This window comes from Borborobacter arsenicus, assembly GCF_003934165.1.
Classification (GTDB): domain Bacteria; phylum Pseudomonadota; class Alphaproteobacteria; order Rhizobiales; family Rhizobiaceae; genus Pseudaminobacter; species Pseudaminobacter arsenicus.
This window is the reverse complement of sequence record NZ_RKST01000015.1, coordinates 141,664-163,878: the sequence shown is the minus strand read 5'-3', so window position 1 is coordinate 163,878 and position 22,215 is coordinate 141,664. Positions and strand designations below refer to the sequence as shown.

Genomic DNA, 22,215 nt, shown 5'->3' with positions numbered 1-22,215 from the left:
CTCTCAGAAACTTGTCAATTCGGGGGGCTGTCTAGAAGCAAACCTCTAGGCCGCCAGCGGCGCGCCGCCCTCGTTGGTGAGCCGGGTTATAGGCGCGCCGCTCAGGGGTGTCAACAAGGCTGTGCAGATTTTTCAACAACTCCCTGTAGCCGTGGCGGGTCCCACCCTGCCCGCGCCATACCATCGCTTGGCAGACCGCTTACTGGCAGACCCTATCCTGCTATGGACAACGTCGCGCTAGAAGCAAAGCCCGGCATCCGCCGCCCTGCTCGTGCACGGCCGATAATTGCCGTAATACTGGCTCCTGTAGTAACGGTTACCATAATAACGGTTACCATAATAACGGTTACGGTAATGCCTGCCGTAATATCGGGTGCCATAATATGGTTGACGATAATATCCGTCACCATAGTAGTAACGGTTATCGTAATATGGTTCAGGATAGTATCCGCCACCATAGTAGCGACTTCCGTAGTAGCCTCCGTAATAGCCGCTGTTGGCGATTATGCTGCCGATCAACGCTCCGGCGACAAATGCCCCACCGGGGAGCCAGAAGTCGTCGTGCCGATGGTATCCCGAGCCATAGTAGCGGTGGCCACCATAGCCCCTGTGCCAGCCGTAATTGCCGCCTCCTCGAAAGCCATCCCGGATCTGGATGACATCGGACTGCGCGCTTTGAGCCCTCGGCACAAAGATCGGTGCGGCATCAAGTGGGACAGTGGCTGTTAGTGTAAAGGTTGCGACCAAGGCGGTCGCCAATGTGCCTGACAGGAACTGCATTGTCGCGTCCTCGCTATGGCAATCTTCGACAACGCCGTTCCCTGCTATTTTGTTCCGCGCAAATCGGTCGGGTCAAACGGAAGCAATCAATAATATTGGGAAGAACGCCCGCCGCAATAAGTGGCGGGCTTCTGGCGATTCGAGGGGTCGGGCCATAAGCTTGGCGCCTAAAGCACGTCGCGATCTTTCAGATTCGCTTGCCGCGCTTTAGGTCCTTGTTTTTGAGTATGTCTTTATCCCGAAACCGGTTCCCACTTTCGGGAGACATGCTCTACCTCCCGGCCACCTCGATCGCCGAGATGATTCCGCGTGTCATGTCGGTGGTGGTGCCGGTTCCCCTGATGTCCTTCGTCCTGGTGGCGGGGTTGGCGAGCGCCTTGACGATTGCCGCATCCATCAGGGCAGCGGCATCCACCGCTTCCGTGATCTTGCGGTTGTGGCCGAGCCACTCGATCATCATGCGGGCCGACTGGATCATCGCAAACGGATTGGCGAGCCCCTTGCCGGCAATGTCGGGGGCCGAGCCGTGTGTGGCCTGCGCCATGGCGATGTTGCCTTCCCCGATGCACAGGCCGGGAGCCATGCCCATTCCACCGACAAGCCCGGCTGCCTCGTCGCTCAGGATATCGCCGAACATGTTGGTCGTCACCACCACGTCGAAGCTTGCAGGGTCGCGAAGCAGCCGCATCGCCATCGTGTCGACGATCACCTCATCGACCGTCACCTCCGGAAACTCGCTGGCAACGCGGTGGCATTCCTCCACGAACATGCCGCAGCCGAGCTTGAAGACGGTGTTCTTGTGCACCACCGTCAGCCGCTTGCGCCGGTGCTGCGCAAGCTCGAAGGCAGCGCGGGCGACACGCGCCGAACCCGCCCTGGTGATGACGCGCACCGAGATCGTCACATCCTCGGTCGGCCGGAACTCGCCGGAGCCGACAACCACATTGCGGTCCGGCTGAAAGCCTTCATTGTTCTCGCGCACGATCACCAGGTCGACGCCGTCATGGATAGCGCCGAGACCGGGATAGGAGCGCGTCGGGCGGATATTGGCAAACAGGCCGAAGCTCTTGCGCATGATCGGATGCGGATTGATCGCGCCGGCAACCTTCGGATAGGCCTGATGGCCGATCGGCCCCAGGATGAAGCCGTCCATTTTTGACAAGGCTTCCATGGTGCCGGCAGGAAAGGTCGAGCCATGCGTGTCGAGCGCGGTGCGGCCTATCGGCAGCGGCCGCCAATCGATCGCAAGGCCGGCTTTGGCGGCCGCGACCCGTGTGACCTCGACTGCCGCCGGCACGATCTCATGGCCGATATCGTCGCCGTTGAGTATCCCGATGACGAGATGGTTGTTCATGAAAAGGGTCCTTTGGTGACTGGAGGATCGTGAGCGGGTCAGGTGCTTTTGCCGTCCATCCGGCGCGACAGGGTCTCGAAGGCCCTGAAAGTGAAAAGGATCGTCGTCATGACTACCGCGATGCGCATGATCTGGAATGCGGTTACGGTGGCGGCGTCCAGATGCATGGCGGTTGCGGTCAGGACCATCTCGGTGATGCCGGCGGGCGCGACGGCAAGCAGGCTGGTGACGAAGGAAAGGCCCGTCATCGCCGACAGGGCCAAGGCGAATAAAGAGGCGGCAGCGATGAGGAAGGCCGTGGTGACGAAAGCCGCGACGGTCACGCGCGGCAAACGCCTGACCATCTCCCGCCGGAACCGGCAGCCGAGCCACACGCCGATCACGACCTGGGCGACCGTCAGCACGGCATGCGGCACCGCAAAGGGCCCGAAACCGAAGCCGGCAACCAGCGCACCAAGGGCGGTAGGAACCAGCAGCCAGCTGTTGGGAAACCGCAAACGCCGCACCAGATAGGCCGCCGCACCGGAAACCGCGAACAGCGCCGCCAGCACCAGCGCCTCGCCCTCGAACCGCACCGGCACGGTGTAGACCGCCCCTTCCGCGCCGAAGATCGTCACCAGGAACGGCACCGTGGTGACGATGGCGATCACCCGGACGAGATGCACGACGGCGACGATATCGCTGTCGCCACCCTTTTGATGGGCGACGACGGCCATTTCCGCCAGGCCCGCGGCCGCGGTGGCAAAGAATGCCGTGCGCCGGTCGATCCGGGCGAGTTTATGCATCATGATTGCTGCCGTCGTGGTGGCGACAATGGTGGCGAGCGTGGCGAGAACCATCATCGGCATGAGTTTCAGCGTCGCCACCATGACTGCTGGAACGAAGCGCAGGCCGATCGCCAGGCCGACGGCCACCTGCCCCAATTCGCGGCCATAGGGAACAGAAGCGACCGGAGCGCCGCAAACCGCCGCAACGGCGCAAGCCGCGAGCGGTCCAAGCAGGTATGGCAGCGGTGCGCCGGCAAGCTTTGCAGCGCCCGCGCCGGCAAGCCCGACCACAAGCGCCAGGAAAATCCTTGCCGGCGAGCCGCCGAAAAAACCTCGCTCGCCGCTCCCATGAGTGGCCGGTTCGCGCATCGTGACGCTTGATGCGGTCAGGCGATCGAGATCAGGCGGCGGGTCACTTCATCCAGTGAAGTAAGGCTCTCCAGCTTGCGCACCAGTTCGACGATCTCGGCCGCCTTACCGTGAGCCATGCCGGCGAATTCGGCGTTCTCGATGAATTTGCCGGCAACCTCGTCATAGCTCATCGGGAAGGCCGGGCTGCCCTTGCCGAAATCGGCGCGGCCGGAAATCTTGCGGCCATCGGCAAGCTCGATATCGATCAGCGTGGTCATGAGGTGGTAGCCGGCGGCCTCGGCCACGTCGTCGATCACGAAGTCCACCTTCTCGATCATCGCCTTGACGTCATCGCGCTCGACTGCCGCATCGGTGAATTCGCTAAGGCCCGCACGACCATCCAGAAGCAGGATCGCCATGCAGAATTCCATCGAGAACTTGGCCTGGAGCTCGTCCTTCGGCCGGTGGTGGATAAGCGCGTTGGGCATATTGGAGTTGGTGCCGACGCGCACATGCCTGACGTCCTCGGCGCGGATATTATGCTCCTTGATGAGGCGCAGCATCTCGGTCATGCCCGGATGGGTGAGCGACCCCGACGGGTGCGGCTTGATGGAGACGCCGGGGCTGACGAATGTCCACGGCGCGCCGAGCTTGCCGAAGATGGCGTTCTGGTCATAGCCGCCGCCCGCCGCGGAGAAGAAGCCGCGCGGCGCTTCCAGGATGCGCGATGCGGCGGTCCATCCATAAGAAGCGAATTGCGCCGCCGCCACACCGCTTTCGGAGGCGCGTCCGGCATGGAAGGGCTTGGTCATGGTGCCGAAGTTCTCACGCAGGCCCGCCGACTGGCTGCCCGCGATCGACAGGGCGCGCTGCGTGGTGGGAACATCGAAGCCCAGCAATTTGGCACTTGCCGCCGCAGCCGCGAAGGGGCCGCAAGTGGCGGTCGCGTGAAAGCCGGTCTGATAGTGGCGCGGCGCTATGGCCTCGGCGATCTTGCACTCGACCTCGACGCCAAGATGATAGGCCAGCATGAAGTTCGAGCCGGACGCCTTGACCAGTTCGGAAACGGCAAGGGCTGCCGGAAGCGCCGGTGCGGTCGGGTGGGTCAGGAGCCCATAGACCCGGTCCTTGGCGACGGCGAGCTGGGTGTCGTCATAGTCGTCGGCATGGATGCCGACACCATTGGCAAAGGCGGCAAAGCGCGGCGCCACCTTGCGGCCCCCGCCGATCACGGTTGCAGCGCCCTCCCCCAGGGCGAGGTCGTCGAGATGCCGGCGAACCAGTTCGCCGCTTTTGGCGACAGCCCCCGAAAGCGCCAGGCCGAAGCCATCCAGAATCGATTTCTTTCCAAGTTCGACGAGTTCGGCCGAGAGGTCGTCGACTTTCGCCCGGACGATGAAATCGGCCACATATCTCGTCAGCTCGACGTCGATTGCACTGTTTTGGTTCATGCCATTCCTCTTCGGCCGCAACTGTCTGGGGAGTGAATCTCCAGCCGAAGATTGATACGTCAACTGTTAATTGTCAACAGTATTGTCTATGGAAATGCGGCGCTCTCCCAGCCGGGAGCCGGATGAATCAGGATTTTCCGGTGGCGTTCGGCGCGGTTCGCGACTTGCGCGCCGGTTTCGAGGGCGCGGACGCCGCCGTTTCCCCGGGCCGCCCCGCATTGCGGGTGCGCACTATGCCGTTGAGGATATGGGCCCGGCCCGCCGTCAGGGCGCGGATCGGGTCGCGCGATTCCAGCGCGTCCACGATCTCACGATGTTCGGCATTGGAAATCTTCAGCACATCCTGGCTCGCCAGGGCGCGGTAGCGCTGGATATGGAGTTCACGCACGAAGCTCTGATAGATCAGATGCAGCCGGTTGTTGCCCGCCATCTCGCCGATCTGCTTGTGGAATTCGAGATTGACGGGATAGTAGACATGGTAATCGCCCAGTTCGACGATCTCGTCCATGCGTTGCAGCAGCGCGCGAAGAATGGCTATCTGCGCATCCGTCACCCGTTCGGCCAACATCATGGCCATGCAGCCGAAAACGGCGGCGCGTGCTTCCGAAAGGTCCTGCGCCTCGTCGTTTGAAAGCGCGCGAATGAAGAAGCCGCGATTGGGGATTATCTCGATGAGTCCCATCGCCGCCAGCGCGCTGCAGGCTTCGCGGATCGGCCCGCGGCTGACCCCCAATTGCTGCGACAGGCCGTTCTCGTTGACGCGCTCATTCGGCTTCAATTCGCCATCGACGATCATGCGCTCGATTTCTGCCTGGACGACATTGGCAAGAGAGCGGGTGCGAAGGAAATCGATCGCGGAAAAATTAGGTGACTGTGTCAGATTGTCCGGCATCCAAAACCATCATGAGTTCCAGAACGAGGGGCATGTGGCGCGTAGTCGATATCCGCCCTTCTGTGAACCCTTCTCGTTCCATTTAGCAACAAAAACAACGAAAAGCGACGACCAACCTGCTCCGGCAGTGCGGCCGGCAGCTTGTCGCGTCGCTAGCCGCGCGCATTCATCTGCGCACCGCCGAGCACCGGAACACGATTGGCGGCAAACACGACCGCAAACGATGCGACAAGCAGAAGGATGCCGAGCACGCAGATCGCGCCAAGATCGCCGCTTTCATTGAGGTCGTAAATGATCACCGACACGAGCTTGGTGTTTGCCGTCGTAAGCAGGATGGTTGCCGACAATTCACGGATCGTCCCGACGAAGACGAAGCACCATGAGGCAACCACGCTGGTGCGCAGGAGCGGGGCGGTGATTTCCCAAAGCGTGCGCAACCGGGACGCGCCAAGAATGCGGCCCGCTTCCTCCAGTTCGGGATGCACGCCGGCAAAGGCCGAAGACATCTGCTGATAGCCGGCAGGCAGTTCGATCGTCATGAAAGCGATGAGCAGGATCCAAAGCGTGCCGTAGAGCTGGAAGGTCGGATTGGCATAGCTCAGGAACAGCCCGACACCCAGCACGATGCCCGGAATGGCCACCGGCGCAGTGGCGAGGAAGCCCAGATATTTCGCGCCGGGGATCGTCTTGCGGATCGCCAGATAGGACACCACCAGGGCGATTGCCGTCACCACGGTTGCCGTCAGGAAGCCCAGCAGGATGGTGTTGTAGAGGGCCATTCGCGTCGCCGAGAAATCGAACAGCACGAAGTTCCAGTGCCGCAGCGTCAGCGTATCGAAATTGATCGGATCGCCGACAGTCACGGTGAACGCCGTCTTGATCAGCGCCGCATAGGGGAAGAATATCGTCAGGCACAGCACGCCATAGACGAATGCCATCGCAGCCCATTTCCAGGGGCCCAGGCTCGTCAGCCGCGGCGTGCCGCTCTTGCCGCCCAGCACGGTATAGCCCCTGCGTCCGAGAATGGATTTCTGCGCGCGCAACAGCAGCATGGTGATCACCAGCAGCGGCAGCGCCGAGGCGGCCGCCAGCCCCAGGCGCGGCGGAAACTGGAACAGGCTCCATATCTTGGTGGTGATGACGTGGAAGCCGGCCGGCAAGGCCAGGATCGCCGGGGAGCCGAACATCGTCAGCGCCTGCAGCACGGCAATCAGCGTTCCGGCGAGTATGGCAGGCAGCACCATCGGGATCGTGACCTTGCGCAAGGTCGTCAATGCCCTGCCGCCGAGAATGGAGGAGGCATCCTCCAGGTCGGCAGGCACCCGGTCGAGCGCATTCGCCACCAGCGTGAACACGTAAGGGAAGGTGAAGCAGGCGATGGCAAAGACCAGCCCGGTGAAAGTGTAGATATTGACCAGATACGCGCCTGGTTCGAGCCCGAACACATAGCGATAGATGATGTTGACAATGCCGCTGTTGGGCGCGGCGATGATCTCATAGGCGATCGCGCCGAGAAATGGCGGCGTCACGAACGAGGCGGTCACCAGCATGCGGATATGGCGGCGGCCCGGCAAGTCGGTGCGCGCCACCAGCCAGGCCATCGGGGTGGCGACCAGGCAGGCCAGGGCACCCACGCCAAGCGCCATGCCGATCGCCAGCGCGTAGGCACGCACGAGTGCCGGATCGGTGACGAGGGCAGCAAAGTTGTCGAGCGTCGCGCCGCCGCCGGCATCGCTGCGAAAGCTGTAATAGATAAGCCAGAACAGCGGCAGGATGACCAGGATGCTCAGCACCACGGTCAACAGGGCGAAGGTAGGCCAGGAGAGGTCGATGCCGCGGCGCTGCGCGCCTTCGTTAAGTGCGATGCTGGTCATTGTCCTCATACCGGGCTGGAGGCTTTGGCGCATTCCCCGCCGGAGCGCGACCGGCGGGGAATGCGGGATTGCTGGGTCAGTCCGTCACGTCCCGAAATACTTCTCGTAGTTGGACTTGATCGTCAGGATCTCCGGCTCGAGCTGGGCAGGGTCGGAGTGCAGGAGCTTGATCTGCGAGATGGGCAGGCGTCCCTCCTTTTCCTTGACGTCGGGATGGAACGACCGCAGGCCGCCGAAATCGCTGTTGAGCTGCTGTGCTTCGAGCGAGAACAGGAACGAATAGAACAGCTTGGCCGCATTGGGGTTGGGTGCGTGCGCCAGCACGGCGGCGTTGCCGACCGCAAGCGGCGTGCCCGCCTCCGGATAGACGATCTTGATCGGCACGCCCTCGTCCTGCAGGCGGAAGACGTTATATTCGTTGCCGTCGACCTCAAGCACGCGCTCGCCCTGCGCAAGCTTCTTCGGCGGCTCGGTCGAGGACTGCACCTGCATGACGTCCTGCGTGCCGAGCTTCTCGAAATAGTCCCATCCAAGCAGGCTGGTGAGCGCAAAGGTGGCGGTCATGACGGTGCCGCTATAGCCGGGATGCGCCTTGACCATCTTTCCCTTGAAGCGGGGGTCGAGCAGGTCCTCCCAGGTCTTGGGCGCCTCGGCATCCGGCAACAGGTCCGAGCGATAGGCGATGACCGAAAGATGGGCGCGATAGGCAGCGAAATTGCCGTCGGGATCGCGTTCGTCGGCAGGCCACTTGTCCGCCACCTCCTGTGGAACCATCGGTTCCAGCCAGCCCTCGCGCTTGAAATAGGCGAAATGCACCGCATCCGACGTCTCGATGACATCGGCATTGTAGATGCCGGTGGAATATTCCTGGCCGATGCGCTGGAACACGCGCTCAGAGCCGGCCCGCTCCACCTGGACGGTGATTTCGGGATATTTCGTCTTGAACAGCTCGGCGAGCTTTTCTGCCACCGTCACATCCGTGGCGGTATAGAAGACCACCTTCCCCTCGGCCTTCGCCGCCGCTTCGAGTTCCGGCGTCACCTGATATGGCGCCGGCGCTTCCGCCATGGCGGACGACGACGCCATCATGCCCACCGCGAGAAGCGCGGCGGTAATCGGTCTATTCCACATGTTTCCTTCCTCCACTATTGCGCGAGCGCCCGACAGCTGTCTGGCGGAAAATTCAGCCAGACCTGCTGACCCACCGGGATCGCGACATCGACCGGTGCGATGGTGCGCACCGTTTCTCCACCAGTCAGCGAGACGAGATAATCGCGATGCGAACCCAGATAGATCTGGCGGGAGACGGTTCCCGTCGCCCAGTTCATGTCGACACTCGTCGGCTTTTTTTCCGAAAGCCGGATATCGTGGTGGCGTATGGAGACTGCCGTCTGCCCCTGCGCGGCGAACTCCCCGCTGGCGCAGCGCAATTTGATGTCGCCATCACAGACGACCACGTCGCCAGCCCCCTTCTGCCCCTTCAATATGTTGGTGCCGCCGATGAACCTGGCCACGAACTCCGTCTGCGGCCGCTGGTAGATGTCCTCGGGGCTTCCCGCCTGCTCGATCCTGCCGTCATTCATCACCACGATGATGTCGGCCGTCGTCATCGCTTCCACCTGGTCATGCGTCACATAGACGGTGGTGTAGCGGAACTCGTCGTGCAGCCGCCTTATCTCGAACCGCATCTCCTCGCGCAGATTGGCGTCGAGATTGGAAAGCGGCTCGTCGAGAAGCAGGATTTCCGGCTTGACCACCAAGGCGCGCGCCAGCGAAACGCGCTGCTGCTGGCCGCCCGAGAGTTCGCCCGGGTAGCGGTCCTCCAGCGGGGTAAGCTGCGTCGCCGCCAAGATGGTGCGCACGCGCGCGGCGGTCTCGATCGCCGGAACCTTGCGCAGCTTCAGGCCGTAGGCGACATTCTGGAATACCGTCATATGCGGCCAGAGCGCATAGCTCTGGAAGATCATCGACATGTTCCTTGCTTCCGGCGGAACCGTCGAATGCGCGGACGAGACCGTCTGCCCGCCGACCCGGATCGACCCGGCATTGGCCGGCACAAAGCCGGCAATGAGCCGAAGCGTCGTCGTCTTGCCGCAGCCGGACGGCCCCAGCAGGCAGACCAGCTTTCCCTTATCGACCGAGAGATTGACGTTTTTTACGACAGTCAGATTGCCATAGCTTTTGGCCAGGCCATCCAGTTCAAGAAACGACATCACACCTCCCCGTGTGACGGAGTCCGATCAGGACTGCTCCGTCGTCTTTTCATAAAACCTATGAGTGGAATTGCAGATTGTCAACAGATTACTAATAAGGCCGAAACTAGCAAAAGCTTATTAAGAAGGGTCACGCCCGGTAAAGAATTTCCACAGCGCCTCGTGGACGAGATCCGGTCGCTGCTCCTGCGGATAGTGGCCGCTCGGCAGCGCCCAGCCCCGTAGATCGGGCGCCCAGGGTGCCCAGGCCTCCAGCGGCCGGAAATGGCGGCCGCAATGGCTATTGTCTCCCCAAAGCACGAGTACGGGACAGTCGATCTTCCGCTTTCCGAAATCGGCGGTATCCATGGCCAGATCGACACTGACGGTCGCGCGGTAGTCCTCGCAGACGGCGTGAATCTGTTCAGGCGTCGCGCAGCGCTTGTATTCGGCCATCGCCTGTGGACTGAATATCTCCAGCCCGACGCCTTTCTTGTTGAGCTTGTAGTCCATGTAATAATTGAGATCGGCCGACAGCAGCTTTTCCGGGAAAGGCGCCTTCTGCGCCATGAAGAACCAGTGATAGGCTTCTATGCCCCAGCCGAGATTGATCCCCGTCAGCATATGATGGGTGGGCACGATGTCCAGCGCGGCCAGCCGTTCGATCCGCTCCGGAAAGTCCAGCGCCATGCGGAAACCGACGCGCCCGCCGCGGTCATGGCCGGCGACCTGGAACCGGTCGAAGCCGAAATGCGTCATGATCTCGGCATTGTCCTCGCCCATCGCACGGAAGGAATAGGCGGAATGATCCGGCCCTCCATCAGGTTTGGAACTGTCGCCATAGCCGCGCAAATCCGCCGCCACGACCGTGAAGCTCTTGGCCAATGTCGGCGCAACCTTGTGCCAGCTCACATGGGTCAGCGGGTTGCCATGCAGGAGCAGCAGCGGCGGGCCCTCCCCGGCTATCGCGACATTGATCTCTGCTCCCAACGTGCGCACCCGCTCATAACGGAAACCATCCATCAGGCCGGGATGATCCTTCGGAAGCTGCGGCATCATGGATGAGGGCTGGCTTGCTGACATCACGCTCCTCCTTCGCATCGGCACCGGTCGAGGCGCCATATCGATACATCATTCCTCATCATCAAAATTGTCAACAGTTTTTAATTGACAATTTTGATCCGCTTCGGCATCGGATATAACGTCAGCCTGCAGAAGAGGGATTCACATGCCAAACTACCGGATTGCCGCCATTCCCGGCGACGGCATCGGCAAGGAAGTCATCGCGGCGGGCCTGCGCGTGCTGGCGGCCTGCGCGGCACGCGACGGCGGTTTTGATCTCGCGGTGGAGCAATTCGGCTGGGGGTCGGACTACTACAAGGCCCATGGCGAGATGATGCCCGCAAACGGTTCGGAGCTGCTGAAACCCTTCGACGCCATCTATTTCGGCGCTGTCGGTGCCCCCGACGTGCCCGATCACCTGACGCTGTGGGGCTTGCGCCTGTCGATCTGCCAGCCGCTCGACCAATATGCCAATGTGCGCCCGACCCGCATATTGCCCGGCATCGCAAGCCCCCTTCGCGGCGTCACCGCGAAGGATCTCGACTGGGTTATCGTCCGCGAGAACTCCGAAGGCGAATATGCCGGCCAGGGCGGCCGTTCGCATCGCGGCCTGCCCGAGGAGGTGGCGACCGAGGTTGCGATCTTCACGCGCGCCGGCGTCGAGCGCATCATGCGCTTTGCCTTCGACCTGGCCCGCTCGCGCCCGCGCAAGCTCTTGACCGTGGTCACCAAGTCCAATGCCCAGCGCCACGGCATGGTGCTGTGGGACGACATCGCCCGCGAAGTCGCGAGCGATTATCCCGATGTCGCCTGGGACAAGATGCTGGTCGATGCCATGACCGTTCGCATGACGCTCAACCCCGCCTCGCTCGACACCATCGTTGCCACCAACCTGCATGCCGACATCCTTTCCGATCTGGCGGCGGCCCTTGCCGGGTCGATCGGCATCGCCCCGACCGCCAATCTCAATCCCGACAGGCGCTTTCCCTCGATGTTCGAGCCCATCCACGGTTCGGCCTTCGACATCACCGGCAAGGGCATCGCCAATCCCATCGGGACGTTCTGGTCCGCAGTGATGATGCTGGAACATCTCGGCGAAGCCGCGGCAGCGCAAAGGCTGATGCGGGCCATCGAGCGCGTCACCTCGGATGCTTCGCTGCACACGCCCGATCTTGGCGGCACCGCGACGACAAACCAGGTCACCGAGGCGGTCTGTGCCGCACTCCTGGGCGACAACCTGTAGGGAGGACTTCAGTTGACAGCCAGGCAATTCAGGATAGCGGTCATTCCCGGCGACGGGATCGGCAAGGAAGTGATGCCCGAAGGCGTTCGTGTCCTTGAAGCCGCGGCGGCCAGATTCGGCCTTGACCTCCACTTCGACCACTTCGATTTCGCCTCTTGCGACTATTATCTGCAGCATGGCCGCATGATGCCGGAGGACTGGAAGGACCGGATCGGCAGGCATGACGCCATCTATTTCGGTGCCGTCGGCTGGCCCGAAACGGTGCCCGACCACATCTCGCTCTGGGGCTCGCTGCTCCAGTTCCGGCGCGAATTCGACCAATATGTCAATCTTCGTCCCGTTCGCCTGATGCCTGGCGTGCGCTCGCCGCTGGCCGACCGCAAGCCGGGCGACATCGATTTCCTGGTCGTGCGGGAAAACACCGAGGGCGAATATTCCTCGATCGGCGGGCGGATGTTTCCGGGAACCGACCGCGAAATCGTCGTGCAGGAGACGCTGATGAGCCGGGTCGGCGTCGACCGCATCCTGCGATTCGCCTTCGATCTCGCCCGCAAACGGCCGAAGAAGCACCTTACCTCGGCCACCAAGTCAAACGGGATTTCGATCACCATGCCCTATTGGGACGAGCGGGTGGAAGAGATGGCCGGAGCCTTTCCCGATGTGCGCTGGGACAAATATCACATCGACATATTGTGCGCCCATTTCGTCCTCAACCCTGATCGCTTCGACGTGGTGGTCGCCTCCAACCTGTTCGGCGACATCCTGTCCGACCTCGGCCCCGCCTGCACCGGCACGATCGGCATCGCCCCCTCGGCCAATCTCAACCCGGAGCGCAACTTCCCCTCGCTGTTCGAGCCGGTGCACGGCTCCGCGCCGGACATAGCCGGCAAGGGCATCGCCAATCCGATCGGCCAGATCTGGGCCGGCGCCATGCTGCTCGACCATCTCGGCCATGCCGATGCGGCCGCGGCAATCGTCTCGGCCATCGAAATGGTGCTCGCCGACCGGAGCCTGCGCACCGGCGATCTCGGCGGCAGCGCCGATACGGTTACCTGCGGCAAGGCCGTCGCTAGCGCGCTCACACAAGCGCCGGTTGATGCCAGGAGGAGCGCATGACCGCTCTCCCGATCATTGCGCTGACGCCCGGCGACGCCACCGGCATCGGTCCCGAACTGACCGCGCGCATCCTGCATGACGGCCGCATGGCCCAAACCGCCCGGATCGTCGTCATCGGCGATGCTCGTGTGCTCGATCTCGGCATGCGGCAGGCCGGCGTTTCATTCGCCTACCGGCGCCATCACAGCCCTTCCCTGGTCGATTGGTCGGACAAGGCCGTCCCGCTCATCGACCTCGCCAACACCGATCCGGCCCTTTATGCGCCCGGCATCGCCAGCGCCGAGTCGGGCCGTCTCACCGGCGAAACCCTGGCGCGCGCTATCGATTTCGCCAAGGCCGGGGAAGTCGATGCCGTCACTTTCGCGCCGCTCAACAAGCGCGCGCTTTTCGACGGCGGCTGGAAATTTCCCGACGAACACAAGATGTTTGCCCATCTTCTCGGCCACACCGGCTATTTCAGCGAAATGAACGTGCTGGACAATCAGTGGATGTCGCGCGTCACCTCGCATGTCTCGCTGCGGCAGGCGCTCGACCAGATCGACCGGCCCTCGATCGAGGTTGCGATCGAACTGGCGACGACAATGATGAAAAAGGCCGGCATCGCCGCGCCGCGTCTGGCTGTCGCCGCCCTCAATCCGCATGGTGGCGAAGGCGGCCTGTTCGGAACCGAGGAGATCGACATCATTCGCCCGGCCGTCGAGGCCATGTCGGCCAGGGGCATTGCCTGCCAGGGGCCGTTTCCGGCCGACACGGTCTATCTCAAGGCATTTGCCGGCGACTATGACGGCGTGCTTGCCATGTATCACGACCAGGGCCAGATCGCGACCAAGATGCGCGGCTTCAACCGCGGCGTCACGGTCACCGCCGGGCTCGACATCGTCTTCACCACCCCGGCCCACGGCACGGCTTTCGACATCGTCGGCAAGGGTGTCGCCAGCACCGGCGCCTTCGAAGCGGCGATCGCGCTGGCCAGCCGGTTGGCCGCTTAGGTCGTGGACTCATAAATATGATCGAAATGGCGCCTGAAACGGCGATGAGATGCCAGGAGAAGCCCGCCGGTCGATGTGGTTCATCGGCCAAGGGCTTCGACGCCGCAGCTCGAAGCCGTTTCGGCGTCCGCAGGATGTGGTCCCTCTGGCCGGCTACTTTGTCGAAAAGGACTTGAAAATGGTCGACATTTCCGGCGCCTTTTCTCCTCGTATCCAACCAGATGGCCTCACACCATTTCGACCAGATTTATGAGTTCACGACCTAGACCGGCCATCGAACCGGCGATGCCTACACCATCAGCGCGCCGCCATTCACATGGATCGTCTGTCCGGTGACATAGCGCATTGCCGGGCCAGCCAGCATCCTTGCCATCGCGGCGACATCCTGCGGCGTTCCATGGTGCCCCAGCACATTCGTGCGGCTTGCATGGTGTTTGGGGTCCGCACCCGCGCGCTTGGTTTCGATCAACCCCGGCGCCACGCAGTTGACCGTGATCGCATCCTTGCCGAGATCATGCGCAAGCGCCTTGGTCAGCCCGACCAGCCCGGCCTTGGCCGCAATCACATGGGGGCGGTTGGCCGCGCCGCTATGCCCTGTAAGTCCTCCGATCGTGACGATGCTTGCCTGGTCGCTGAGCCGCAGCGGCTTCAGCGCAGCCTGTGCAAGGAGGAATACGCTGTCGAGGCAGAGCGCCATCACCTTGCGCCAGTCGGCGTAGGTCAGTTCGTCGATCGACGCCTCCGGCCGGATTGCGGCATTGGCAACCACGATGTCGAGCTTTCCGAATGCGGACAAGGCGCTTTCCACCATGCGCGCGGGAACCGCCGGATCGGCAAGGTCGCCGAGCACGACCGCCGCCCTTCCACCCGCCGCCTCGACATCACGTGCGGTCTGCTCGGCACTGTCGCGATCCTGCTGCGCATGGACGAGCACATGCGCTCCACCCTCCCCCAGCGCCACGGCAATCGACCGCCCGATATTGCGCGAGGCGCCGGTGACGATCGCAACCCGGCCTTCAAGTTCGTGAGCGCTCATTTCATCCTTCCTTATTTTCCGCCCGCCTAAGACAGGCGCGGTTTTCTCATCTTCGCGAAAAAGGGTTTGCCGACCGAGCCGAGCACGAACAGCGTCGCGACTGTCAAAAAGCCGAGCGAGATCGGGTCGGTCACGAAGATCGAATGATCGCCTCCCGAAATCACCAGGGCGCGGCGGTAATTGCTTTCGACGAGGAACCCAAGCACCAGACCGAGCACGGTCGGCAGGAACGGAATGTTCAAAAGCCGCATGATGAAGCCGACGACACCTGCGGCAAGCACAAGGCCGAGATCGAACAGGCTCTGGTGGATCGAGAACACGCCCGAGAAGATCAGCGCGAAGATGAAGGCGTTGAGATAGGCGCGCGGGCGGTTCACCAGCCAGATGCAAGGCCCCATCATCGCCATGCCGATGGCAAGTTGTGCAATGGAGGCAACGAGCAGCCCGCCATAGAGCCCGTGGACGACGGCGGCGGATTTGACGAAAATCATCGGGCCGACCGTGATGCCATGGATCAGGAAGCCGCCGAGCAGCACGGCCGTCGAGTTCGAGCCGGGGATGCCGAAGGCCAGCAACGGGATGATCGCCGTTGCCGACACCGTGTTGTTGGCGGTTTCCGGCGCGGCAATGCCTTCGGGCGACCCCTTGCCGAATTCCTCCTTGTGGCGCGACCAGCGCTTTGCCTCATTATAGGCGATGAACGACGCGACCGTGCCGCCGGCGCCCGGCATGATGCCTTCGAAAGTGCCGACCACATTCCCGATCATCTGGGAGGGTAGCAGGCGCTTGGCCAGTTTCCATCCGGGGAACTGGATTCTGGCCTTGCTCTCGACACGGATCGGCGCGTCTTTCTGCGTCGCCTGCACGAGGAGTTCGCTGACCGCAAACAGGCCGACCATGACCAGAACCGGCTCGATGCCGCCGAGAAGCTCCGCCGTGCCGAAGGTGAAGCGATTGCCCCCGGTCACCGGATCGGTGCCGACCGTTGCCACCATGAGGCCGAAGATACCGGCAATCATGCCCTTGACCAGCGAGCCGCCCGAGAGCGTGACGATGACGCTGAGGCCGAGGATGCCGAGGGCGAAATAGGACGGCGGACGGAAGGAAAGCGCGATGCGTGCCAGCGGCTCGCTGAGAACGACCAGCATCACCAGCCCGAACAGGCTGCCGATCACGCCGGAATAGAGCGAAATGCCGAGCGCCAGGCCCGCCTTTCCCTTCCGGTTCATCTCATAGCCGTCGATCACCGTGGCGGCGGCGGCATTGGTTCCGGGCGTGCGGATCAGGATCGCGGGGATCGAGCCGCCATATTCTGCGCCGACATAGGTCGAGGCGAGCAGGATGATCGCCGATGTCGGATCGAGCGCATAGGTAAACGGCAGCAGCAGGGCCATGGTGATGGACGGCGACAAGCCCGGCAGGGCGCCGCCGAGAATGCCCCAGGCAACGCCGACACTGGCCATCAATATCGCCGGTGTGGTGAACAGGATCTGGATCGACTGGGCAAGCGTGTCCAAAGCGATGGAATCCGGGCTAGAAGTAATTGATGAGTTCACCCGCCGGCAGGGGAATGCCGAGAACGAGCACGAAGAGGAGGTAGTAGAAGACTGCCCCGGCGATACCGATTGCAAAGACCCGCCACGTCAGGGCTGCGCCGCCATAAAGGGCGGCTGCGATGATCAGTGCGGCGACGGCGGGAACATATCCTGCGGTCCTGACGATCAGCAGATAGCCGATGCCGATGGCGAGCAGCCCGCCGGCGCGGGCTATGCCGCCCAGACCGCCGCGCTCGATTTCACCGGCCTCATCGTCTTCCGCCGCCGTGTCGGCCGCCTTTCCGGCTGCCAACGACCGGCGCCTGCGCCGCTCCGCCAGCAGCGCCTGCACTGAGAGGACGATCCCCAGCAAGACCATCGCCGTTCCGAGAACCCGCGGCAGGCCGGCAGGGCCGATGGCATCGTCAAGCGAGCTCGGCTGGATCTGCAAGGCCATTGCGAGGTAACCGGCGCCGAGCAGGATCGCCAGGACGCCACCCACCAGTTCGCGTGTCATTGGAGACGTTCTGCCGCTCGAAACCCCAGGCACGGCGCCGGGCGGAAGATCGCTTCGCAGGCAGCGGTCACTTGATCACACCTGATTGCTTCAGGAAGGCTTCGGTCTCGGCCGCGAAGGACTGGATGAACGGGCCATATTCGGCATGCGGGATGAAATCCGGCCGCAGGTCCGACGCCGTATAGGCTGCCTTGTATTCGGGATTGTCGAGAACCTCGGGGATCGCCTTTTCCCAGGCCGCGATGACATCGGCGGGAAGGCCCTTCGGGCCGGCTATGCCACGAAACTTCCGGGCAACGACGTCATAGCCAAGCGACTTGACGGTCGGGACATCGGGCAGTGTTTCGAGCTTCTCGTCGCTGAAGGTCGCCAGCACGCGGATCTGCTTTGCTTCGAGCTGCGACTTGACTTCCTGCACCTCGCCCACGCCGACATCGAGCGTGCCGTTCAGCACGTTGATCATCATGTCGCCACCGCCCTCATGGGTGACGATTGCGGCATTCTCAGCCCCCGCAGCCGTTTTCAGGCGCTCCAGAAGCTGACGTTCCAGAGAGGCCGGATTGGCCGCGCCCCATGTGCCGCGCTCTGCCTTGGCGTGGTCAATGACCGCCTGCAGCGAATCGTAAGGGCTGTCAGCGGCCGTATAGATCACCTCCGGATCGGTGAAGACATTCACCACCGGCTCCAGGTCCTTGTAGGTCGCCTCCGGATTGCTGAGGAGCGAGGTATAGATGAAGGTCGGCGTCGTCGCGTAGAAAATGGACCCGTCCGCAGGTGCCGAGGCAAGGCGTGCCAGGGCGTTTGCGCCCGAACCGCCGGTGACGTTCTCGACAATGACATTGGCGCCAAGTGCCGACGAAAGATATTTCGACAGCTCGCGCAAGAACACATCACTGCCGCCGCCGACGCTGGAATGGGTGATCAGCGTCACGGTGTCCTTCGGATAATCCTGCGCGGATGCAGATGCAGAGAACGCAGCGATGCCGAGCGCGAATGCGCCCGCCATGAACAAATGGCCTTTCATGAAACCCTCCCGGAGCAGTTCTTATGTCGGGCGATGAAGGCATACGGCACCTCATCTCCTCCCCGGCAGCGAACACTGCTACCGGGTCTGTAAATTGTCAAGTGTCTACAATTATCAACGCAATGGCATTTGCGCGGCCCGATGCCCTTCCCCGGCGCGCTTCACTTCTGTATCTGTCAAGGCGGGGTGGCTGACAGAGCGAATGGAGTGAATATCCGATGCGGAAGATCATTATCGCCGTGGCGGCTGTCGCCGCATTGAGCGGCTGCACCACGACCGAAAAGGACGTAAGCGTTGGCACGGCGGCCGGTGCGGTGATCGGCGGGATCGCCGGTGGCGGACGGGGCGCGCTGATCGGTGCCGGCGCGGGCGCTATTGGCGGGCTTCTGGTCCGCAACCTGCGCAATGGCTACTGCGAATACCGCGACCACAACGGGCGCATCTACACCGCCCGCTGCAGATGATTCAGTTCGTGATCCCGAAAGGGAGTCACGCGCCAACACGCAAACAGGGCAAGGTGACGATCCAGGGGAAACGTCACCTTGCCCTGCTTTGGCTGGATGCAGGTCGTCTAAAGCATTTCCAGCAAAAGTGTGAAACGGTTTTGCGTCCGGAAATGCGGCTAAAACAAAAGTTTAGAGCCGTTCCTCGATTCCGTTTAAACTAGAACGGCTCTAGCGAATCACCGGGCAGTTCGGCGCGCGGGCAAAGGTCACGTGGACGCGATCGTGCCATTTGCGTCCGCTGACCGTGATCGTGCGGCGGCTGACATCGACGATGCGAGCGCGGCGCAGGCCCATGCGGTCGGCCTTGTCGAGCGCCCGGTCGGGCGTGCAGGCGCGGCGATGGTGGCGCCGCTCCCAGCGGTCATCCCAGCGCTCACGCCGGTCCCAGCGATCGCGACGCTCCCAGCGCCCCCTGTCGTCATGATAGCCGTCCCTGACGAAGACGCCGAAACGGGCATCGCTGCCATTGCCGAGATTGAGATAGATGCCGTCGGCCTGGGCGCTGGCGGGCATCGCGGCAAGGCCGCCAAGGCCGATCATCGCCGAAAGCACCGCGGTCTTGAGCATATTGAACATTTTGGTCTCCTCGTTCGCTGCTGATCGGCGTCACTTGCCGAAGCGATGAGGCGAGATTGCGCCCTTCAAGCTGAACGGCCTTGGAACCAGCCGTTCATTTTCCATTCATCCGATAAATCATTGATAATTATTGAAATAAAGCGTGTCCGACGAGAGCCGCCGGCTCACGGCTCATGCTCCAGCATGTGGTCGAAATAGTCTTCGGGCTCGGCCATGTCGGCTTCCGACGCCGTCACGCGGCCGCGCACGGACATGCCGGCCTCATGCACGGTCTCGGGGCTGCCCGAAACCAGCGGATGCCACCAATAGAGATCGTGCCCCTCGGCCACCAGCTTGTAGGCGCAGCTTGCGGGCAGCCAGGTGATGGTGCGCACATTCTGCGGGGTCAGCCCCACGCAATCGGGCACGCGCGCAAGGCGGTTGGCATAGTCGCTGCAGCGGCAGCTTTTGGCGTCAAACAGCCGGCAGGCGACGCTGGTCCAGTAGATGTCTCCGGTGTCTTCGTCCTCGAGCTTGGAAAGGCAGCACTTGCCGCAGCCGTCGCAAAGCGATTCCCATTGCTCGCGGCTCATCGCCTCCAGCGCCGTTGTCTTCCAGAAAGGCTGTTTCATGGGCTGCATGTGGCCCGCAGGCAGGGCAAGGTCAAGGCCCGACAGGGCCGGCCACGGGTGGTGTTCACGAGAATGCCGCCTTCTTGCCAGATTGCCACCGCGCAATGACCTCGCCGCCGCCCTTATCCGGACCCGTCAGGAACCAAATTGCCGTGCTGGATGTTGGTGCAAAGTTGGGACTTATGACAGGAGAGACTAAATATGAAACGCCAACCTCGGATCTTGGCGGGGACAGCCCTTGGCCTGCTGATGGCGTCGGCGCCGTTGAGCGCCCTGCCGCTTCAGGCACAGGACACAGAATTTTCTCCGCGCTCCCAACAGATGGTTGCCAGGCAAGCTCCCTTGCTTTTTGCCCAGGCTGAAGAACAGCCGACCGAAGAGGAATTGCTGAAGCGCAAGCAACAGCAAGAGGAAAAAGCCGCGCCGGCCGAAGAGCCCGCCCCGGAACCCGAGGCGGCCCCGCCACCGCAGCCCGAACCCCAGGCCGAGCCTGAGCCGCAGCCAGAACCGGAGGAAGCCCCTCAATCCGAGCCGGCACCCGAGCCCGAAGCCGCACAACCGGAACCTGAGGCGGCCCCGCCACCACCACAGCCGGAACCCCAGGCCGAGCCTGAGCCGCAGCCAGAACCGGAGGCAGCCCCTCAACCCGAGCCGGCACCCGAACCCGAAGCTGCGCAGCCGGAACCTGAAGCGGCACCGCCGCCGCAGCCCGAGCCCCAGGCTGCGCCAGAACCGGAACCGGATGAAGCTGCGCCCGAGCAGCAGCCGGAACCCGAGGCCGAACCTCAACCTACACCGGAGGTAGCTCCCGAGCCGGAAGCAGCGCCTGAAGAGGCTCCAGCTCCGCAAGCAGCACCCGAGGCAGAACCCGAGGCAGCGCCCACGCCTGAAGCCAAGCCGGAAGCGCCGGCTGAGCCGCAGGCCGAGCAGCCAGCACAGGAAGCCCCTACCGAGGGCGAGGCTCCCACTCCCACCGAGCCCCCGGCAGCCGCGCCGGAAGCACCCGCCCCGGCCGAAGGCGAGCAGGCTCCGTCGGAAGGTGCCGCCCCTGCCGCACCGGAAGCTCCCGTCGAGGGCGAGGCCCCGGTGGAGGCCCCAGACGGCAGCGCCGCACCTATCCTCGATAGCCAGAAGGGCCAGCCCGCCGCTCCGCAGGCACCTGCCGCCGCACCGGAAGGCCAGGCTGAAGGCCAGCCTGCCGAGCAGCCGGCCGCCCCTGCGGCACCCGCCGAGGCCGCCCCCCCGCCGACCGATGACAGGGCTGCCCAGCAGGAGGTCCAGCCGGCCGAGATCCAGCCGGTCACGGCCGAGGAGGGCACGCGCGTCGAGCAGAAGAAGATCGATCTGGTTCGCCGCGAACGGCCGGAAGGCACCGAGGTCGTCAAGGAGTTCGGTGACCGCGTCATCATCCAGTTCAACAACCAGACCATCGTCGAAAGCAATGAGCGGCCGCGCATGACGCGTGGCGCGCGCGACGTCTATTACGAGGATCTGCCTCGCGGCCGTACCCGCGAAACGATCGTCCGCGAAGACGGCACCCGCGTCGTCACCATCCGCAATGCCTATGGCGATGTCATCCGCCGTTCGCGCATCGCGCCCGACGACCGGGAATATGTGCTGGTCTATGTCGAGGAAGACAATTACGACCGCGTGCGTGACTGGCGCGATCCGGGGCTCGACCTGCCGCCGCTGCGGCTCGATATCCCGGAAGAGGAATACATCCTGACATCGGAGCGGGCGAGCGACCCGGACGTCTATTATGAGTTCCTCGAACAGCCGCCGGTCGAGCGCGTCGAGCGCCTTTATTCGATCGACGAGGTCAAGCGCTCGGCCCGCATCCGCGACAAGACCCGCCGCATCGATCTCGATACGGTGACCTTCGAGTTCGGCTCGGCCGCCATCCCCGAAAGCGAAATCTCGCGGCTCGAGGGCGTGGCGACCGCCATGGAGCGCATCCTGAAGGACAATCCGGCCGAGACCTTCCTGATCGAAGGCCACACCGATGCAGTCGGCTCCGATCTCGCCAATCTGGCGCTGTCGGACAAGCGCGCCGAAGCGGTGGCCGAAGCCCTCACCAATGTGTTCGCCATCCCACCGGAAAACCTGACGACGCAGGGCTATGGCGAGCAATATCTGAAGGTGAACACACAACAGCCGGAGCGCGAAAACCGGCGTGTCGCCATCCGCCGCATCACGCCGCTGGTCGCCCCGGTGGCGAGCGCGAAATAGACGAAGCCGGCAGGGAGCGGGCGCGCTCGCTCCCTGCCGATCACGCTTTCGCGAGATGGCGGCAACGCCATTGACCCGCGAAGGTCCGGTCGCCACCTTCAAGGTGACGA

At 63.1% G+C, this 22,215-nt stretch carries 20 protein-coding genes; 5 read left to right on the top strand and 15 right to left on the bottom strand.

The annotated features are described in order from the left end of the window. Positions 1–237 precede the first annotated feature (237 nt). The 9 genes from EET67_RS17560 to EET67_RS17520 form a co-directional block, all read right to left on the bottom strand. Positions 238–780: a BA14K family protein gene (locus EET67_RS17560; protein WP_128627501.1), complete on the bottom strand. Its 543-nt coding sequence runs from the start codon at positions 778–780 to the stop codon at positions 238–240. Positions 781–1,051: 271 nt separating this feature from the next. Beyond that, positions 1,052–2,134: an isocitrate/isopropylmalate dehydrogenase family protein gene (locus EET67_RS17555; protein WP_128627500.1), complete on the bottom strand. Its 1,083-nt coding sequence runs from the start codon at positions 2,132–2,134 to the stop codon at positions 1,052–1,054. Positions 2,135–2,172: 38 nt separating this feature from the next. Then, positions 2,173–3,270 (bottom strand): AbrB family transcriptional regulator, encoded by a 1,098-nt coding sequence (locus EET67_RS17550; RefSeq protein WP_128627499.1) that lies wholly within the window; start codon positions 3,268–3,270, stop codon positions 2,173–2,175. A 17-nt stretch (positions 3,271–3,287) separates the two neighbouring features. Beyond that, on the bottom strand, positions 3,288–4,703 hold the full coding sequence (locus EET67_RS17545) for an MmgE/PrpD family protein (RefSeq protein WP_128627498.1): 1,416 nt from the start codon (positions 4,701–4,703) through the stop codon (positions 3,288–3,290). A 127-nt stretch (positions 4,704–4,830) separates the two neighbouring features. Beyond that, positions 4,831–5,595, bottom strand: a complete 765-nt coding sequence (locus EET67_RS17540) for an FCD domain-containing protein (RefSeq protein ID WP_128627497.1) — start codon at positions 5,593–5,595, stop codon at positions 4,831–4,833. A 152-nt stretch (positions 5,596–5,747) separates the two neighbouring features. Further along, complete coding sequence (locus tag EET67_RS17535; protein ID WP_210211134.1) at positions 5,748–7,469, bottom strand: ABC transporter permease; 1,722 nt, start codon at positions 7,467–7,469, stop codon at positions 5,748–5,750. Between the two features lie 84 nt (positions 7,470–7,553). After that, entirely contained in the window at positions 7,554–8,600 is a 1,047-nt protein-coding gene (locus EET67_RS17530; protein ID WP_128627495.1) for an ABC transporter substrate-binding protein, read from the bottom strand. Positions 8,601–8,614: 14 nt separating this feature from the next. Then, on the bottom strand, positions 8,615–9,682 hold the full coding sequence (locus EET67_RS17525; RefSeq protein ID WP_128627494.1) for an ABC transporter ATP-binding protein: 1,068 nt from the start codon (positions 9,680–9,682) through the stop codon (positions 8,615–8,617). A 120-nt stretch (positions 9,683–9,802) separates the two neighbouring features. Next, positions 9,803–10,744 carry an alpha/beta fold hydrolase gene (locus EET67_RS17520; protein ID WP_245450989.1) on the bottom strand — a complete coding sequence of 314 codons (942 nt, stop codon included), beginning with the start codon at positions 10,742–10,744 and terminating at the stop codon, positions 9,803–9,805. Between the two features lie 145 nt (positions 10,745–10,889). On the opposite strand from EET67_RS17520, the gene EET67_RS17515 reads away from it, so the two are divergent. The 3 genes from EET67_RS17515 to EET67_RS17505 are packed head-to-tail and all read left to right on the top strand — an operon-like array spanning position 10,890 to position 14,071. After that, the gene (locus EET67_RS17515; RefSeq protein ID WP_128627493.1) at positions 10,890–11,966 is read left to right on the top strand and encodes a tartrate dehydrogenase; all 1,077 of its coding nucleotides are present in this window, start codon (positions 10,890–10,892) and stop codon (positions 11,964–11,966) included. 12 nt (positions 11,967–11,978) lie between these two features. Further along, positions 11,979–13,082 carry a tartrate dehydrogenase gene (locus EET67_RS17510; RefSeq protein ID WP_128627492.1) on the top strand — a complete coding sequence of 368 codons (1,104 nt, stop codon included), beginning with the start codon at positions 11,979–11,981 and terminating at the stop codon, positions 13,080–13,082. Next, positions 13,079–14,071 (top strand): PdxA family dehydrogenase, encoded by a 993-nt coding sequence (locus EET67_RS17505; protein ID WP_128627491.1) that lies wholly within the window; start codon positions 13,079–13,081, stop codon positions 14,069–14,071. Before EET67_RS17510 ends, EET67_RS17505 begins: the two co-directional genes overlap by 4 nt. Positions 14,072–14,360: 289 nt before the next feature. On the opposite strand, the gene EET67_RS17500 is transcribed toward EET67_RS17505, so the two are convergent. From EET67_RS17500 to EET67_RS17485, 4 genes are all read right to left on the bottom strand, one after another. Further along, complete coding sequence (locus EET67_RS17500; RefSeq protein ID WP_128627490.1) at positions 14,361–15,107, bottom strand: SDR family NAD(P)-dependent oxidoreductase; 747 nt, start codon at positions 15,105–15,107, stop codon at positions 14,361–14,363. A gap of 26 nt (positions 15,108–15,133) precedes the next feature. Then, on the bottom strand, positions 15,134–16,624 hold the full coding sequence (locus tag EET67_RS17495; RefSeq protein ID WP_245450987.1) for a tripartite tricarboxylate transporter permease: 1,491 nt from the start codon (positions 16,622–16,624) through the stop codon (positions 15,134–15,136). A 16-nt stretch (positions 16,625–16,640) separates the two neighbouring features. Continuing rightward, the gene (locus EET67_RS17490) at positions 16,641–17,159 is read right to left on the bottom strand and encodes a tripartite tricarboxylate transporter TctB family protein (RefSeq protein WP_128627489.1); all 519 of its coding nucleotides are present in this window, start codon (positions 17,157–17,159) and stop codon (positions 16,641–16,643) included. A gap of 67 nt (positions 17,160–17,226) precedes the next feature. Next, on the bottom strand, positions 17,227–18,183 hold the full coding sequence (locus EET67_RS17485; RefSeq protein WP_128627488.1) for a Bug family tripartite tricarboxylate transporter substrate binding protein: 957 nt from the start codon (positions 18,181–18,183) through the stop codon (positions 17,227–17,229). A 218-nt stretch (positions 18,184–18,401) separates the two neighbouring features. On the opposite strand from EET67_RS17485, the gene EET67_RS17480 reads away from it, so the two are divergent. Then, positions 18,402–18,647, top strand: a complete 246-nt coding sequence (locus EET67_RS17480) for a YMGG-like glycine zipper-containing protein (protein WP_128627487.1) — start codon at positions 18,402–18,404, stop codon at positions 18,645–18,647. Positions 18,648–18,857: 210 nt separating this feature from the next. Here the strand turns inward: EET67_RS17480 and EET67_RS17475 are convergent, their stop codons facing one another. Together EET67_RS17475 and EET67_RS17470 are read right to left on the bottom strand one after the other, a co-directional pair. After that, positions 18,858–19,265: a hypothetical protein gene (locus EET67_RS17475; RefSeq protein WP_128627486.1), complete on the bottom strand. Its 408-nt coding sequence runs from the start codon at positions 19,263–19,265 to the stop codon at positions 18,858–18,860. A gap of 164 nt (positions 19,266–19,429) precedes the next feature. Further along, positions 19,430–19,876: a YcgN family cysteine cluster protein gene (locus tag EET67_RS17470; RefSeq protein WP_128627485.1), complete on the bottom strand. Its 447-nt coding sequence runs from the start codon at positions 19,874–19,876 to the stop codon at positions 19,430–19,432. A gap of 201 nt (positions 19,877–20,077) precedes the next feature. On the opposite strand from EET67_RS17470, the gene EET67_RS17465 reads away from it, so the two are divergent. Then, on the top strand, positions 20,078–22,105 hold the full coding sequence (locus tag EET67_RS17465) for an OmpA family protein (RefSeq protein WP_128627484.1): 2,028 nt from the start codon (positions 20,078–20,080) through the stop codon (positions 22,103–22,105). Positions 22,106–22,215 lie beyond the last annotated feature (110 nt).